Below are 12334 nucleotides of genomic sequence, written 5' to 3'. Positions count from 1 at the left end.
GGGAAGGCACCTGTAGCAAGGACGGGCTACTTCAGACCGGTGGTGGCGATCCCGCGGACGAGGAAGCGCTGGCCCAGAAGGAACATCACGAAGAGAGGGATGAGCGAGACGATCGACATCGCGAACATCGCACCCCACGAGGACTCGCCTGTTGAGTCGAGGAAGGCTCGCAGAGCGATGGGGACGGTGTAGAGGTCCGGGTCGGTGAGAAAGATCAGCTGCGAGAAGAAGTCGTTCCACGTCCAGATGAACGTGAAGATCGCCGTTGTCGCGAGCGCAGGGGCTGCCAGCGGAAGCATGATTCCGACGAAGATCCGCGCATGGCCGGCGCCATCGATACGGGCAGCCTCGTCAAGCTCCCTGGGGACGCCGCGGAAGAACTGGACCATCAGGAAGATGAAGAAGGAGTCGGTGGCCAGCAGTTTCGGAACGATGAGCGGCAAGAAGGTGTTGAGCCACCCGATCTGAGAGAAGAGCACGTACTGGGGGACGATGATCACGTGGATCGGCAGCATGATCGAGATCAGCATCATCGCGAACCACAGCCGCCGGAGCCGGAAGTTCAGCCTCGCGAAGGCATAGGCCGCCAACGAGCAGGACACCAGGTTGCCCACGATCGAGCCAGCCACCACGAGGAAGGAATTCAGCAGGTAGTGGCTGAACGGGTGACTCAGGGCGTTCCAGCCCTGGGCGTAGTTGTCCGTCGTGAAATCGGTGGGAATCAGACCGGGCTCGCTGAAGATGAGTGCGTCGGGCTTGAACGATGAGGCCAGCATCCAAAGCAGCGGGTAGATCATCAAGAGGCCAACCGCGATGAGGACGGCATGCTTCGTCAGCGTCCGCAACCGTACCCACGGCAGCCGAACGCGGCGACGGCGCGGGGGCCTGGTGGAAGGGCTCACGTTTGCAGGGGAATCGGTGACGGCTGCAGGTGACATGAGTTCAGTCATCGTGGAAGACCCAATACTTTGAGGCGAAGAAGTTGAGTGCGGTCATGGCTCCGATGATGACAACCAAGAGCCACGCCATCGCCGAGGCATAGCCCATATTGAAGTTGGCGAAACCCTGAAGGTAGAGATACAGCGTGTAGAACAGGGTCGAATCAACCGGTCCGCCGGTTCCCCCAGAGACGATGAACGCCTGGGTGAACGACTGGAAGGCATTGATGGTCTGAAGAACGAGGTTGAAGAACACCACCGGAGTCAGCATCGGGAAGGTGATGCTCGTGAACTGACGGAGCTTCGACGCACCGTCGAGGCTCGCCGCCTCGTAGTACATCTCTGGAATCTGGCGAAGTCCGGCGAGGAAGATCACCATTGGCGAGCCGAACGTCCAGACGTTCAAGACCATGAGCGTGCCAAGCGCGTACTGGGGGTCGGACACCCAGCCGTGCGTGCCGATCTGTATCAGCGGCTGGATGCCGTTGAACCACTCGATGGCTTGATTGAGCACGCCGTCGGTGCCGAACAGCTGCCGCCACAGGATCGCAATCGCCACGGAGGCGCCGAGCAGCGATGGCAGGTAGAAGACCGAACGATAGAACGGCAGGCCGCGCACGCCCTTGTCCAGCACCATCGCGAGGCCGAGCGCAGCTGCGAGTTGCAATGGCACCGAGACGAACACATAGGTGAAGGTGACCTGAAGCGACTGTGCCAGCCGCGGATCCTGGAACAGACGCGTGTAGTTCTCGAGCCCGATGAATTCCGGATCCCGGAACAGGTCGTAGTTCGTGAACGACAGGTACAGCGATGCCAGCAACGGGCCCACGACGATCAGCGCCAGACCGATGAACCATGGCAAGAGGAACACGGCCGCCGCCTTGCCGTCTCCTCGCGCCGGGCGCGCCTTGGTAGCCGTCGTGGCTCCCTTGCGGAGCTTGGAAAACTCACGTAGGACTGCCATGGCGCACCCCCTTCCTCGTGGCGTCGAACATCGCTATTGCACGTGGGCCCCGGATTGCTGCAACGGATGAATCACGGGATCGCATGCGTCAACGTGCGTCGGAGACGCTCTGGTCAAGCTCGGCCGTGAACTGCTCGGCAGCCTCGGCAGGCGAGATCCGATCGAAGAGCATGTCCTCGGCGTAGCGCCGTAGCATCTGCTCGGCTGTATCGGCGCCAGGCGGGGGTGCCATCGGCGCAGCCTCAGGTGCGTTCTCCTCGACGATGGCCACGAAGTCCGCCATCATCTGCTGCTCGGGAGAGAGGTTGGGCCTGATGTGCTCCACGACCTCCTGGTTCGCGGGAAGGCCACGCTCGGCCTGAAGGATGTCAGCGGCATCCAGGTTGCTTTGAAGGCAGTTCAGCAAACGCGCCGCCTCCACCGGGTGCTCAGAATCGGAGGTGATCGCCCAGCTCATCGAACGGAAGGTCTGGCCCGTGTCGCCCTCTTCGTGGACCGGCAACTGCAGCAACTCGAATTCTGAACCAGTGGCGGCGAGAGCGGTGATCTCGTTGATCGGACGCACCGCCATCAATGCCTTGCCGGTACCGATCATCGTCTGCTCGACACCGCCACCCTGGTGCTCGATCGATACCGACGCAGGTGCCGACCCCTCGGCGTTCTGCAGGTCGTAGCCGTACTCCAGGAACGAGGAGATGACCTCGGTGTCGACTCCCACTCCGGTTTCACTGAAAAGGCCGTCCGGGTGCCCGAGCTGTCGCGCCCAGATGCCCAGCAGGCGGATGTCCTCGCTCGGCTGCTGCAGCCCCCAGATCGCGCCATCGGATGCTTCGTAGACACTGCTGGCGTAGTCGAACAAGTCGTCCCATGTCCAGTTCTCGTCATCCGGGCGCTCGAGACCGTACTGCTCCATGAGCGTGACATTGAGCAGGATGCCGGAGGCGTTGACCGTGATCGGAACCGCGTAGTTCTTACCATCGACCGCGTCCTGGTTCAGCACGCCGGGTGCGATGGCCGAGGTGTCGATGTGTTCCTCGACGGTGGCGATATCCACCAGTCCACCGCGCTGGCCATAGGAGGTGACGTGTCCACTGGTCACTTGAATGATGTCGGGCGCATCACCGGCGGCGAACTGGGTGGCAAGCCGGTCGTCATAGCCCTGGCTGGTGAACTCCGCCGACGTGGTGACATTGCCGAGGGCTTCTTCACACACCTTCAGGGCGGCTTGAGTCTGCTCATGGCGACCTTCCGCACCCCACCAGGCAACGCGGATCTCTACGGGTCCCGACGCGGCCGTCTCTTCGCCCTGGGCCTGGTTGTCCGCCTGGCCGCACGCTGCGAGGGTCAGCAGCACTGCTGAACTCGCGGCGACAACCGTCATGCCACGGCGTAGACGCTGTGTCCCGCGCGGCCTCAATGGATTTCTCATCGTGTTCCTCCAGTTAGTTCGCCGACGATTGCCGACTCAAAGGATGAGGCCGGTTCGCCGGACAGGATTGTCTTGGCCATCTGCCGAAGTCGACTGCGAGCAACGGCATTCACCCTCGCGGAGGTGTCACTCCACCGCTGCGGGTCGTCGATGATGCTGACGACGGTCTCTTCCGCCGCCGCCTCGGCACCGGGACCTACTTCGATGAGCATGTCCGAGCCGCCGAGGTCGTCATACATGCGCCCTTTCACCGTTTCGGTCGGCTGGCGCAGGTACACGGTCGGTACTGCATGTGCCGACGCGATGATCGGCGAATGACATTCCATGCTGATCACGGCGCGACTGATGGAATAGACGGCGCTCGCCTCCGCCAGGGACCAGAATCGGTCCAGGATTCTCACGCGAGGTGCGACATCCGCGGGCAGCAGGGGAAGGAGATGACTGCGCGAATAGGCGGGTACGTAGGACATCTCCGGAACGACGACGGCCATCGAGTCGGTACGACGAACCCAGGTCACGATCGCCGCAACGAGGGCACCCAAGTCGGCCTGAGACGTCGCGCCGTTGATCGCATCCCTGCGCAGGCTCTCCGGCGTGGCCGGCTCGCCGCGCATCTGAGCGTACGGCGCGTATCGCAGCCTCGGCACGAAGCATGCGAAGTCGTCATCGCCCAGACCCAGTTCTTCGCGGAATACGTCGATTGTGCTGCGATCGGCATAGTCGTACGCGAAGGTGCAGTCGGGACCGAACTCCAGCGTCTGGGCCTGAACCCGCTGACCGCGCAGGTAGGCCAGCGAAATCGAATCTCTCGCGAAGATGAACTCGGCAGAATCGAGAGGTTCCCGCCCGTCCTCGTCGAGGAAGCCTTCGGGAAGGTGCTCGGCCATCGCCTCCAGCTCTGTCAGCGTGCCCCAGGTCGGGGGACAGACCGGGTCGACGGTCACGCCGGCGTATCCGTGCGGCCTTCCCGAGCTGCGCGACCAGTGCGCGAACTCGGCTTGGCGATTCTCCACATCAGCCGCCGAACCGTGAACGAGCACGTCGGCCGAGTTCCACGCCCTCTTGAGTTCAGGTGTGGTGAGCTCGCCGCTGCTGGTGCATTCTCCGCGGACGATCCCTACGTGAGGGAACGCGCGGCGCACCAGCGCTTCTTCTCTCTCCCCCAGCGCAACCGGCCACAACGTGATCTCGGCATCCGGATCCAGCTCGAGCAATGCCGCCATCGCTCCGGGTGAGTGAGCGACATCGCCGATGTTCACATCCTGCCAAGACGAACGCAGGAGCACCCTCCGCGACTTCGGCGAACCCATGCGCACTCTCCTTGCGGCCTCACTGCCAGACGATCCGAAAGACCGGATTGACGTATCGTTGCGTCACGCTACCACCGTCGTCAGGTGCAGTCAACATTGCGCCATCGGAGCCCTTGACGGACGCGGTCCGCGGGGCGGCTTTCCGCTGGTCCCGGTCACCGCACCGATCACGAGATCGCCACGACGCGACTCGTCAATTGCCGCTGGCACCCGTGTCTCTCAGCCGAGGGTGTCGCCGACCCGGGTGACGACCACCCGCCACGACTCCATCGCGGGGGTCCACGATGCTCTTATGGCGCCCCGTGCGTGTGCATGCGCTCGCCCGACGCGCTGAAGATGCTCAGGACCTCGGCCGGGCCGTCCCCTGTGGCACTGAGGCTGTGCGGCATCCGCGTGTCGAACTCGGCCGCCTCGCCCCGCTCGATGATGTGCTCGTGATCATTGAGCGCCAGGCGCAGCCGACCACTCAGGACGTACAGCCACTCGTACCCGTCATGCACGCGCGGGGCCGGCGCCGCCTCGGTCGCGGGATAGGTCACCTTGTAGGTCTGGACGGGCGAGTGCTCCAGCGTCAGCGGCGCGATGACCATTCCGTCGCGGCGCTCGACGGTGCGGCGCACCCGCGGATCGATCGGCGTCACCGGGAGGAGATCGTCCAGGCGGATGCCGAGCTGCCGGGTCAGCGGCAGCAGGAGAGGCAGCGACGCCTGGCGCTTGCCGGACTCCAGGCGCGACAGCGTGCTGACGGACATGCCCGCTCGGGTGGCAAGGTCTTCGAGAGTCCAGCCGTGCTCGCGGCGTGCTGCCCGCAGGCGCGGCCCGATTTGGGCGAGTTCGGCATCCATGCGTCAATCTTGCCATTAATGCAAACCAACTTGCCACAAGGTTCTCCGCCGGGGACGCTGGAGTCATGACGAATGAATGGGATGCCGTGATCATCGGCGGTGGTGTGGCGGGGCTCAGTGCCGCGCAGATGTTAGGACGCTCGCGACGGCGCACTCTCGTGATCGACGGCGGGCAGCCGAGGAACCGCTTCGCCGCCCACATGCACGGAGTTCTCGGTCACGACGGCCGAGACCCCGGCGAGCTGCTGGAGACCGGGCGCGCCGAAGCGCGCGCGTACGGTGTCGAGATCGTGGCGGGCGCGGTGACCTCGCTCACCGAGGACGGCGACGTGATGCGCATCCGGCGCTCGGACGGAACGATCGAGACGGCGCGCGCCGTCGTGATCGCGACCGGCATCCGCGACGAGCTCCCGGATGTGCCCGGACTGGAGGGCGAATGGGGACGCACGGTGCTGCACTGCCCCTACTGTCACGGCTGGGAGGTCGCCGGAAAGCGCCTCGGCGTGCTGGCGACGTCACCCGCGAGCGCTCACCAGATCCAACTCGTCCGCCAGCTCTCCGAGGATGTCACCGCCTTCACGGCCGCGGCCGAGCCCCTCGAGGAGGACGAGGTGACGAGGTTCACCGCGCGCGGCATCCGCCTCGTGTCATCACCCGTGAGCGAGGTGCGCCACACCGAGGACGGACTCGTGGTCGTCACCCGGGACGGGGACAGCCACGTCGTGGACGCCCTGTTCACCGGGGGTACCCCGACCCTCGAACTCGACTTCGCGGCCGACCTGAATCTGGCGCGCACCGACATGCCGGGTGGGCCCCTCGCCGTCGACATGCTCGGAGCCACGAGCCACCCTCGCGTCTTCGCGGCGGGGAACGTCACGTCGCCGTTCGGGAACGTCCCGATCTCGATGGGCGCAGGGTCCATGGCGGGTGCCGGCGTGAACGCGATGCTGGTCGCGGAGGACTTCCGCCGGGCCGTCGCCGAGCGCACCGCGCTGCGCAACGCGGGCTGGGAGGAGCGCTACGCCGAGAAGGACCGCTTCTGGTCGGGTCGCGTCAACGCCGCGGTGGCCGCCATCGTCGCCGATCTCGCACCTGGCACGGCTCTGGACATCGGGTCCGGCGAGGGCGGGGATGTCGTGTGGCTCGCGGAGCACGGCTGGCGCGCGACGGGCATCGACGTATCGGCGACAGCCGTCCGTCGCGCGGCGGAGTTCGCCGCGACCCGCGGCGTCGATGCCCGCTTCGTCGTGGCGGACGGCGCGGCGTCTGTCGAGGGCGAGTTCGACCTCGTACTGGCGAGCTTCCTGCATTCGTGGGAGCCCGACTTCCCGAGGATCGGGATCCTGCGCGAGGCGGCTGAGCGGGTCGCGCCCAACGGGCACTTGCTGGTGGTCTCGCACGCGGCTCCCCCGTCGTGGGTCCACGAGCTTCCCGAGCACATGCCGCCTATGCGGTCCCCCGAAGCGGAGCTCGCCCTCCTGAACCTCGACACCGCACGGTGGCGGCCCGAGATCGTCGAGATCCGGCGCCGCGAAGCCACCACCCCGGACGGAGCCCCGGCTCACCTCGACGACGGCGTCCTGCTCTTGCGCCGCGTCGAGTGACACCGCGCCCCGGCATCGAGTAGACGATCTGCAGGGTTCCCAGCCCACCGGGGACGGCGAAGGCCCCGGGTGCTGGGGACACCCGGGGCCTGTCGTCACCGGTTTCACGCTCGTCCACCCCCCGGCGAACGGCTCTTCGGCGACGATGGGAAGAGCCTGGGGTAGCTCGTTCCCGTGAGACGCTGGGGACGCCTCGCGTACAGCCTAACCTGATTGGTAGAACCATCTCTGTCCCCTCTTCGGGGGACAATTCCTCATTCCGCGTGGCCCACGTAGCCGGCGATCCAGCGGTCCAGCGCCTGGTAGGCAGCCGCTCGAGGCTCGGCTCGCGAGAGGAAGACGTCGTGGATCGCCCCGTCGATGCGCGCCACCGTCACCAGCGACCGAATGCGCGTCGCCGCGCGGGCGATGTCGTCGACCACGAGCACCGAGTCGCTCGAGGTCATCGACTCCTTCCAGGTCAGCGGCGGGGTCGACCGGGCAGAGAGCAGCACCAGGGCAGGGCAGCCGACCTCGACGCCGGCGGCGATCCGCCGATGACCGTCCAGAACCGCCGCCAGCCAGCCGGGCGCCGTCGGAAACCCACGGTCCGGGCGCCACGTGGCGCGCTCGGGAGCATCGGGAAGGCTCCCGATCTCGTTCTGAGCGCGCGTGTAGAAGCCGACGTCGACCGCCGGTTGCACGCCACGTGGGTCCAGTCGCGCGCGGATGTCGACGAGCGGCGCCAGGGCCTGACGCCCGATCGCGCCCAGCTGCAGCTCCAGCCACGGGCTGTTGAGCACGAGCGCCGCGGCACGCCCGCGATGCCGGGCGGCCCACAGCGTGAGCGTGAGACCCCCCGTCGAGTGACCGAGAAGCACCAGGCGACGCCGTCCCGCGGCATCCGTCTGTGCCGTCCCGTGCCCCATCGCCGCCAGCGCCGCCTCGATGTCGGCGTCGTAGTCATCGAGCGTGTCGATGTACCCCGGCTGCTGACCCGGGCGCAGACTGCGCCCGTACCGCCGCAGATCGAGAGCGAAGAAGCGCGCGCCACGGCTGGTCCAGAAGTGCGCCAGCTCGGTCTGGAAGAAGTAGTCCGACCACCCATGGACGTACAGCACGTCGACGTCGCGCAACGACGCGAACAGCGACGTGACGGGATTCGGGATGCTGCGAACCAGCGTCGCCGTGAGCGGCCCTCCCTCCCCGTCGACAGGGAGAGGCAGGGTCAGCTGCGAGAACGGCTTCCCGAGGACGTCGGGAACCCACTGCGGCGCTGACATGGCCACAGCCTAGGCCTGCGCCCTCACTCGCCTCGTGAGATCGAGACCATCTCGTCGCGCGGCACGATCTTGATGCGCGCGCGCTCGTGCGGCGCGCCCAGGGCGACCTCGTGCTCGTCGAGGCGATGCCAGCCTTCGAGATCGGTCCACGCGACGCCGCGCGAGGCCAACAGGTCGGGGATCGCGTTCTCGGACGGATCGCTCGGCTGCCACCACGACCCCTGGTCGTTGATGAGGTGACGGACCGTCTCCATCGCGTCGGACTTGGTGTGCCCGATGAGGCCTACCGGCCCGCGCTTGATCCACCCCGTCGCGTAGACGCCCGGCACCCGCTCGTTGGAGTCCTTGCGCAGCACCTGGCCTTCGCGGTTCGGGATGACGCCGTGCCGCTTGTCGAACGGCACGCCCGGCAGGGGCGATCCGAAGTAGCCGACGGCACGGTAGATGGCCTGGATGGGCACCTCGCGGATCTCGCCGGTGCCCATGACCCCGCCTTCACCGTCGGGGCGCGTGCGCTCATAGCGGAAGGCGGCGACCCGCCCGTCGGCATCCTTCACCACTTCCAGCGGCTTGGCGTAGAAGTGCAGGTGCAGGCGGCGGGATGCCTCGCCCCCGGCGTTGTTCGCCGAGGGGCGCTTGCGCCACGCCTGGAGCACCCGGTCGATGACCATGACCTGCTTGTTGCTGGCGATGGCGGCCTTGGACGCGTCGTCGTAGTCGAAGTCCTCGTCGTACACGACCATGTCGACGTCGCGCAGCTCGCCGAGCTCGCGCAGCTCGAGCGGTGTGAACTTCACCTGCGCGGGGCCGCGGCGCCCGAACACGTGCACGTCGGTCACGGGCGAGTCCTTCAGCACGTCGTAGACGTTGTCGGGAATCTCGGTGGGCAGCAGGTCCTCCGCGTGCTTGGCGAGCATGCGCGAGATGTCCAGCGCGACGTTGCCGTTGCCGACGACGGCGACGGACGCGGCTTCCATGGGCCAATCGCGCGGCACATCCGGGTGACCGTCGAACCAGCTGACGAAGTCGGCGGCGCCGTACGAGCCGATCGCGTCGATGCCGGGGATGTCGAGATCGGTGTCGCGGATCGCGCCGGTCGCGAAGATGACGGCGTGGTAGTGGTGCTTGAGGTCTTCGAGGGTGATGTCCTCGCCGAACCGCACGTTGCCGAACAGGCGGATGTCACCGCGGTCGAGCACCTCTCGGAGCGCCGTGACGATCCCCTTGATCCGCGGGTGGTCGGGCGCCACCCCGTACCGAACGAGCCCATAGGGCGCGGGAAGCTGCTCGAACAGGTCGATCGACACGTCGAACTTGCGCTCGGCCTTCAGCAGGATGTCGGCGGCGTAGATGCCTGCCGGTCCTGCACCGACGATCGCCAGCCGGAGCTTGGTCATGGGGGTCCTTTCAGTGCGCCGGTCGAGCGAGCCGAGAAGAGAGGAGCTCACGACCGGTGGATGCTGTCAGCTGGAACGGTCCGCCACGGCCTGGGCGAACCGAGTCAGTGCTTCTTTGACGGGCCCGTCGGGCACGGGGGCGATGGCGTCGATCGCCTCTTGAGACCACGTCCGCGCGAGGTCGAGGGTCGCGGCGGTCGCCTCGTGTTCGCGCAACTGGGCGAGCGGCTCGTCGAGGATTGCGGGGTCGGCGCCGTCGGCGATGCGCGCGACGCCGTCTTCGATGCGTGCGTACAGGTCGATCGAGGCGGCGTCCTTGCGCTGACCGAGGACGAGGTACGGCATGGTGGGGACGCCCGCACGCAGGTCTGTGCCGGGAACCTTGCCGGTCTCGTCGGGGTCGGCCGAGAGGTCGATGACATCGTCCAGGAGCTGGAAGGCCACGCCCGCCTTCTCGCCGAACGTCATCATGGGCTGCTCGAATTCGGCAGGGCCGTTGGAGTAGATGATGCCGGCCTGCGCGGCGGCCGCGATGAGAGACCCGGTCTTGTCGGAGAGCACACGCAGGTAGAACTCGACCGGGTCGTCGCCCTCTTTGGGCCCGACGGTCTCGTGCATCTGGCCGAGGACGAGGCGCTCGAACGTGTCGGCCTGCAGGTGGATGGCACGCTCGCCATGACGCGCCATGATCTGGCTGGCACGCGAGAACAGCAGGTCACCGGTGAGGATGGCGACGCTGTTGCCCCACACCGCATGAGCACTGGGCACGCCGCGACGTTTGTCGGCGGCATCCATGACGTCGTCGTGATAGAGCGAGCCCAGGTGGGTCATCTCCAGCGCCGTGGCCCCGTCGATCACCTCGTCGGTCGTCCCGTCGCCCAGTTGCGCGGTCAGCAGCGCGAGCATCGGGCGCACCCGCTTGCCGCCAGCCTCGTAGAGGTAGCGGCTCGTCGCGTCGGCGAGCGCGTCGGTCACACGCAGCTCGCGCTCGAGCGCGCTCTCGACGCGCTGCAGGCCCGCTTCCACCGTCGCATAGAGCTTGCGGGACCGAGGGCCGGCGAAGATCCGATCGGTGAGGCCCAGCTTGCCCGCGATGTGCGAGCGCGGCGCTGTGGGAGTCACGCCCCCAGCCTACCGACCCGGTCGTCGCCGGAGCGAAGCGAGCTGAATCGCCCGACCGCCCGACGCCCGCCGCACGTCACTCCGACGCCGGCAGCGCGGCCTTCGTGGCCCGATGCAATGCCACGATTCCCATCGAGAGGTTGCGGTAGGCGACATCCGTCCAGCCCGCATCGCGGATCCAGGCCGAGAGCCCGGCCTGGTCGGGCCAGTCGCGGATGGACTCGTTGAGGTAGTCGTAGGCGTCGGCGTTCGAGCTGAGGACCTTCGCGACGATCGGCAGGACTGTGCCGTTGTAGAAGCGGTAGAGCCCGCCGAACGTCTTCGACGGCGGGTGCGAGAACTCGGCGATGACCAAACGCCCGCCGGGCTTGGTCACCCGCAGCATCTCGCGCAGCGCCTTTCGGGGGTCGTTGACGTTGCGCAGCCCGAACGAGATCGCAACGGCATCGAATTCCTCGTCGCCGAACGGCAGCGCGGTCGCATCGGCATGCACGAAAGACAGATTCGGGATGCCGCCACCCGGCGCGCTGTCGCCGTACCGGCGCTGCCCCTCGGCGATCATCCCCGGCGAGAAGTCGGCCGCGACCACCTCGGCACCGCTGGCGGCCAGCGACACGCTCGACACGCCGGTGCCGGCGGCGAGATCCAGGATCCGCTGACCGGGCCGCGGTGCGACCGCGCGGGTCGCGGCGGCGCGCCAGAAGCGGTCGTTGCCCAGGCTCAGCACGGTGTTGGTGCGGTCGTAGCGGGCCGCGACCTGGTCGAACATGCCGCTCACGCGCGACGGATCCTTGCGCAGGTCGGCGCGGTTGGGCTCGGGGGCCGAGGAGTCGGATGCCACGGCTCCGAGTCTAGGCCGCGGGTCCGGCCGTCCGCGGTCGCCGACGGTCATCGCAGGTCGAGGGCATCGAGGCGGCTGAGCCACGCGTCCGCCGTCGCGTCGTCGAACGGGGCGCTCTCGACTGTGACCCTCTGTTCGAGGTCGACCGCGAGCGCTTCGAGTCGCGTGACGATGTCGAGCGGGTACCCGTACGCGACCCGGTGCTCGTCCCACTCGTCCTGGTCGTCGATGAAGACCCTGCGCGGGTCGACCGTGCGGACGACGTCGAGATCCATGTCGATCCCCGTCGGCTGGCCGGAGTCCCAGCGCACGTCCCACGCGAGGTCGATGTAGACGCGGTACGAGGCGGGCGGCGCCTGGTTGACCGTGACGACGTGATCACCGTCCGGCGGCATCAGGGTGACGTTCGGCGCGTCGGCGAGGAAGTCGCGCCCCGGCCGGAAGCTGCGCCACCCGGCGAGCTGGCCGAACCAGTCGCCCCAGCGGTCGCTGCCGAGGTAGACGCATTCATGCACCCAGTGCTCGGCGCCGTCCCACTTGCGCCACCGGAAGAGCAATCGGGTGCCGACATCGGGGCGGGAAGGGACGACGAGGTCGGTCACGCCGCGAGTCTAGGCTGGAC

General features: G+C 67.3%; 11 protein-coding genes. 1 reads left to right on the top strand and 10 read right to left on the bottom strand.

Going from position 1 to position 12334, the window contains the following annotated elements; translation table 11 throughout:
* Positions 1-26 precede the first annotated feature (26 nt).
* From K0817_RS06770 to K0817_RS06750, 5 genes are all read right to left on the bottom strand, one after another.
* Positions 27-950, bottom strand: coding sequence for a carbohydrate ABC transporter permease (locus tag K0817_RS06770; protein ID WP_219980610.1), 924 nt, complete (start codon positions 948-950; stop codon positions 27-29).
* Entirely contained in the window at positions 943-1902 is a 960-nt protein-coding gene (locus K0817_RS06765) for a carbohydrate ABC transporter permease (RefSeq protein ID WP_219980609.1), read from the bottom strand. Before K0817_RS06765 ends, K0817_RS06770 begins: the two co-directional genes overlap by 8 nt.
* An 88-nt stretch (positions 1903-1990) precedes the next feature.
* Positions 1991-3283: an ABC transporter substrate-binding protein gene (locus K0817_RS06760; RefSeq protein WP_219980608.1), complete on the bottom strand. Its 1293-nt coding sequence runs from the start codon at positions 3281-3283 to the stop codon at positions 1991-1993.
* Positions 3284-3327: 44 nt separating this feature from the next.
* Positions 3328-4641 carry a polysaccharide pyruvyl transferase family protein gene (locus tag K0817_RS06755; RefSeq protein ID WP_219980607.1) on the bottom strand — a complete coding sequence of 438 codons (1314 nt, stop codon included), beginning with the start codon at positions 4639-4641 and terminating at the stop codon, positions 3328-3330.
* Between the two features lie 290 nt (positions 4642-4931).
* Positions 4932-5486 (bottom strand): helix-turn-helix domain-containing protein, encoded by a 555-nt coding sequence (locus K0817_RS06750; RefSeq protein ID WP_219980606.1) that lies wholly within the window; start codon positions 5484-5486, stop codon positions 4932-4934.
* A gap of 65 nt (positions 5487-5551) precedes the next feature.
* Here K0817_RS06750 and K0817_RS06745 point away from each other — a divergent pair, with 65 nt between their 5' ends.
* Complete coding sequence (locus tag K0817_RS06745) at positions 5552-7090, top strand: bifunctional NAD(P)/FAD-dependent oxidoreductase/class I SAM-dependent methyltransferase (protein ID WP_219980605.1); 1539 nt, start codon at positions 5552-5554, stop codon at positions 7088-7090.
* A gap of 254 nt (positions 7091-7344) precedes the next feature.
* Here the strand turns inward: K0817_RS06745 and K0817_RS06740 are convergent, their stop codons facing one another.
* From K0817_RS06740 to K0817_RS06720, 5 genes are all read right to left on the bottom strand, one after another.
* A complete protein-coding gene (locus tag K0817_RS06740) occupies positions 7345-8352 on the bottom strand; it encodes an alpha/beta hydrolase (RefSeq protein WP_219980604.1) in 1008 nt (335 codons plus the stop codon).
* Between the two features lie 23 nt (positions 8353-8375).
* Positions 8376-9749, bottom strand: coding sequence for an FAD-dependent oxidoreductase (locus K0817_RS06735; RefSeq protein WP_219980603.1), 1374 nt, complete (start codon positions 9747-9749; stop codon positions 8376-8378).
* Positions 9750-9815: 66 nt separating this feature from the next.
* A complete protein-coding gene (locus tag K0817_RS06730; RefSeq protein ID WP_219980602.1) occupies positions 9816-10871 on the bottom strand; it encodes a polyprenyl synthetase family protein in 1056 nt (351 codons plus the stop codon).
* Positions 10872-10947: 76 nt separating this feature from the next.
* A complete protein-coding gene (locus K0817_RS06725) occupies positions 10948-11712 on the bottom strand; it encodes a demethylmenaquinone methyltransferase (RefSeq protein ID WP_308211888.1) in 765 nt (254 codons plus the stop codon).
* Positions 11713-11759: 47 nt separating this feature from the next.
* Positions 11760-12314 (bottom strand): DUF402 domain-containing protein, encoded by a 555-nt coding sequence (locus tag K0817_RS06720; RefSeq protein WP_219980600.1) that lies wholly within the window; start codon positions 12312-12314, stop codon positions 11760-11762.
* Positions 12315-12334 lie beyond the last annotated feature (20 nt).

Source organism: Microbacterium sp. HD4P20 (assembly GCF_019449275.2).
Lineage (GTDB): Bacteria > Actinomycetota > Actinomycetes > Actinomycetales > Microbacteriaceae > Microbacterium.
The sequence above is the reverse complement of the archived record's forward strand: the minus strand, read 5'-3'. Positions and strand labels throughout refer to the sequence as shown.

Coding starts and splice junctions, on each gene's coding strand:
- K0817_RS06770 (WP_219980610.1), bottom strand. CDS start 950: ATGACTGAACTCATGTCACCTGCAGCCGTCACCGATTCCCCTGCAAAC.
- K0817_RS06765 (WP_219980609.1), bottom strand. CDS start 1,902: ATGGCAGTCCTACGTGAGTTTTCCAAGCTCCGCAAGGGAGCCACGACG.
- K0817_RS06760 (WP_219980608.1), bottom strand. CDS start 3,283: ATGACGGTTGTCGCCGCGAGTTCAGCAGTGCTGCTGACCCTCGCAGCG.
- K0817_RS06755 (WP_219980607.1), bottom strand. CDS start 4,641: ATGGGTTCGCCGAAGTCGCGGAGGGTGCTCCTGCGTTCGTCTTGGCAG.
- K0817_RS06750 (WP_219980606.1), bottom strand. CDS start 5,486: ATGGATGCCGAACTCGCCCAAATCGGGCCGCGCCTGCGGGCAGCACGC.
- K0817_RS06745 (WP_219980605.1), top strand. CDS start 5,552: ATGACGAATGAATGGGATGCCGTGATCATCGGCGGTGGTGTGGCGGGG.
- K0817_RS06740 (WP_219980604.1), bottom strand. CDS start 8,352: ATGTCAGCGCCGCAGTGGGTTCCCGACGTCCTCGGGAAGCCGTTCTCG.
- K0817_RS06735 (WP_219980603.1), bottom strand. CDS start 9,749: ATGACCAAGCTCCGGCTGGCGATCGTCGGTGCAGGACCGGCAGGCATC.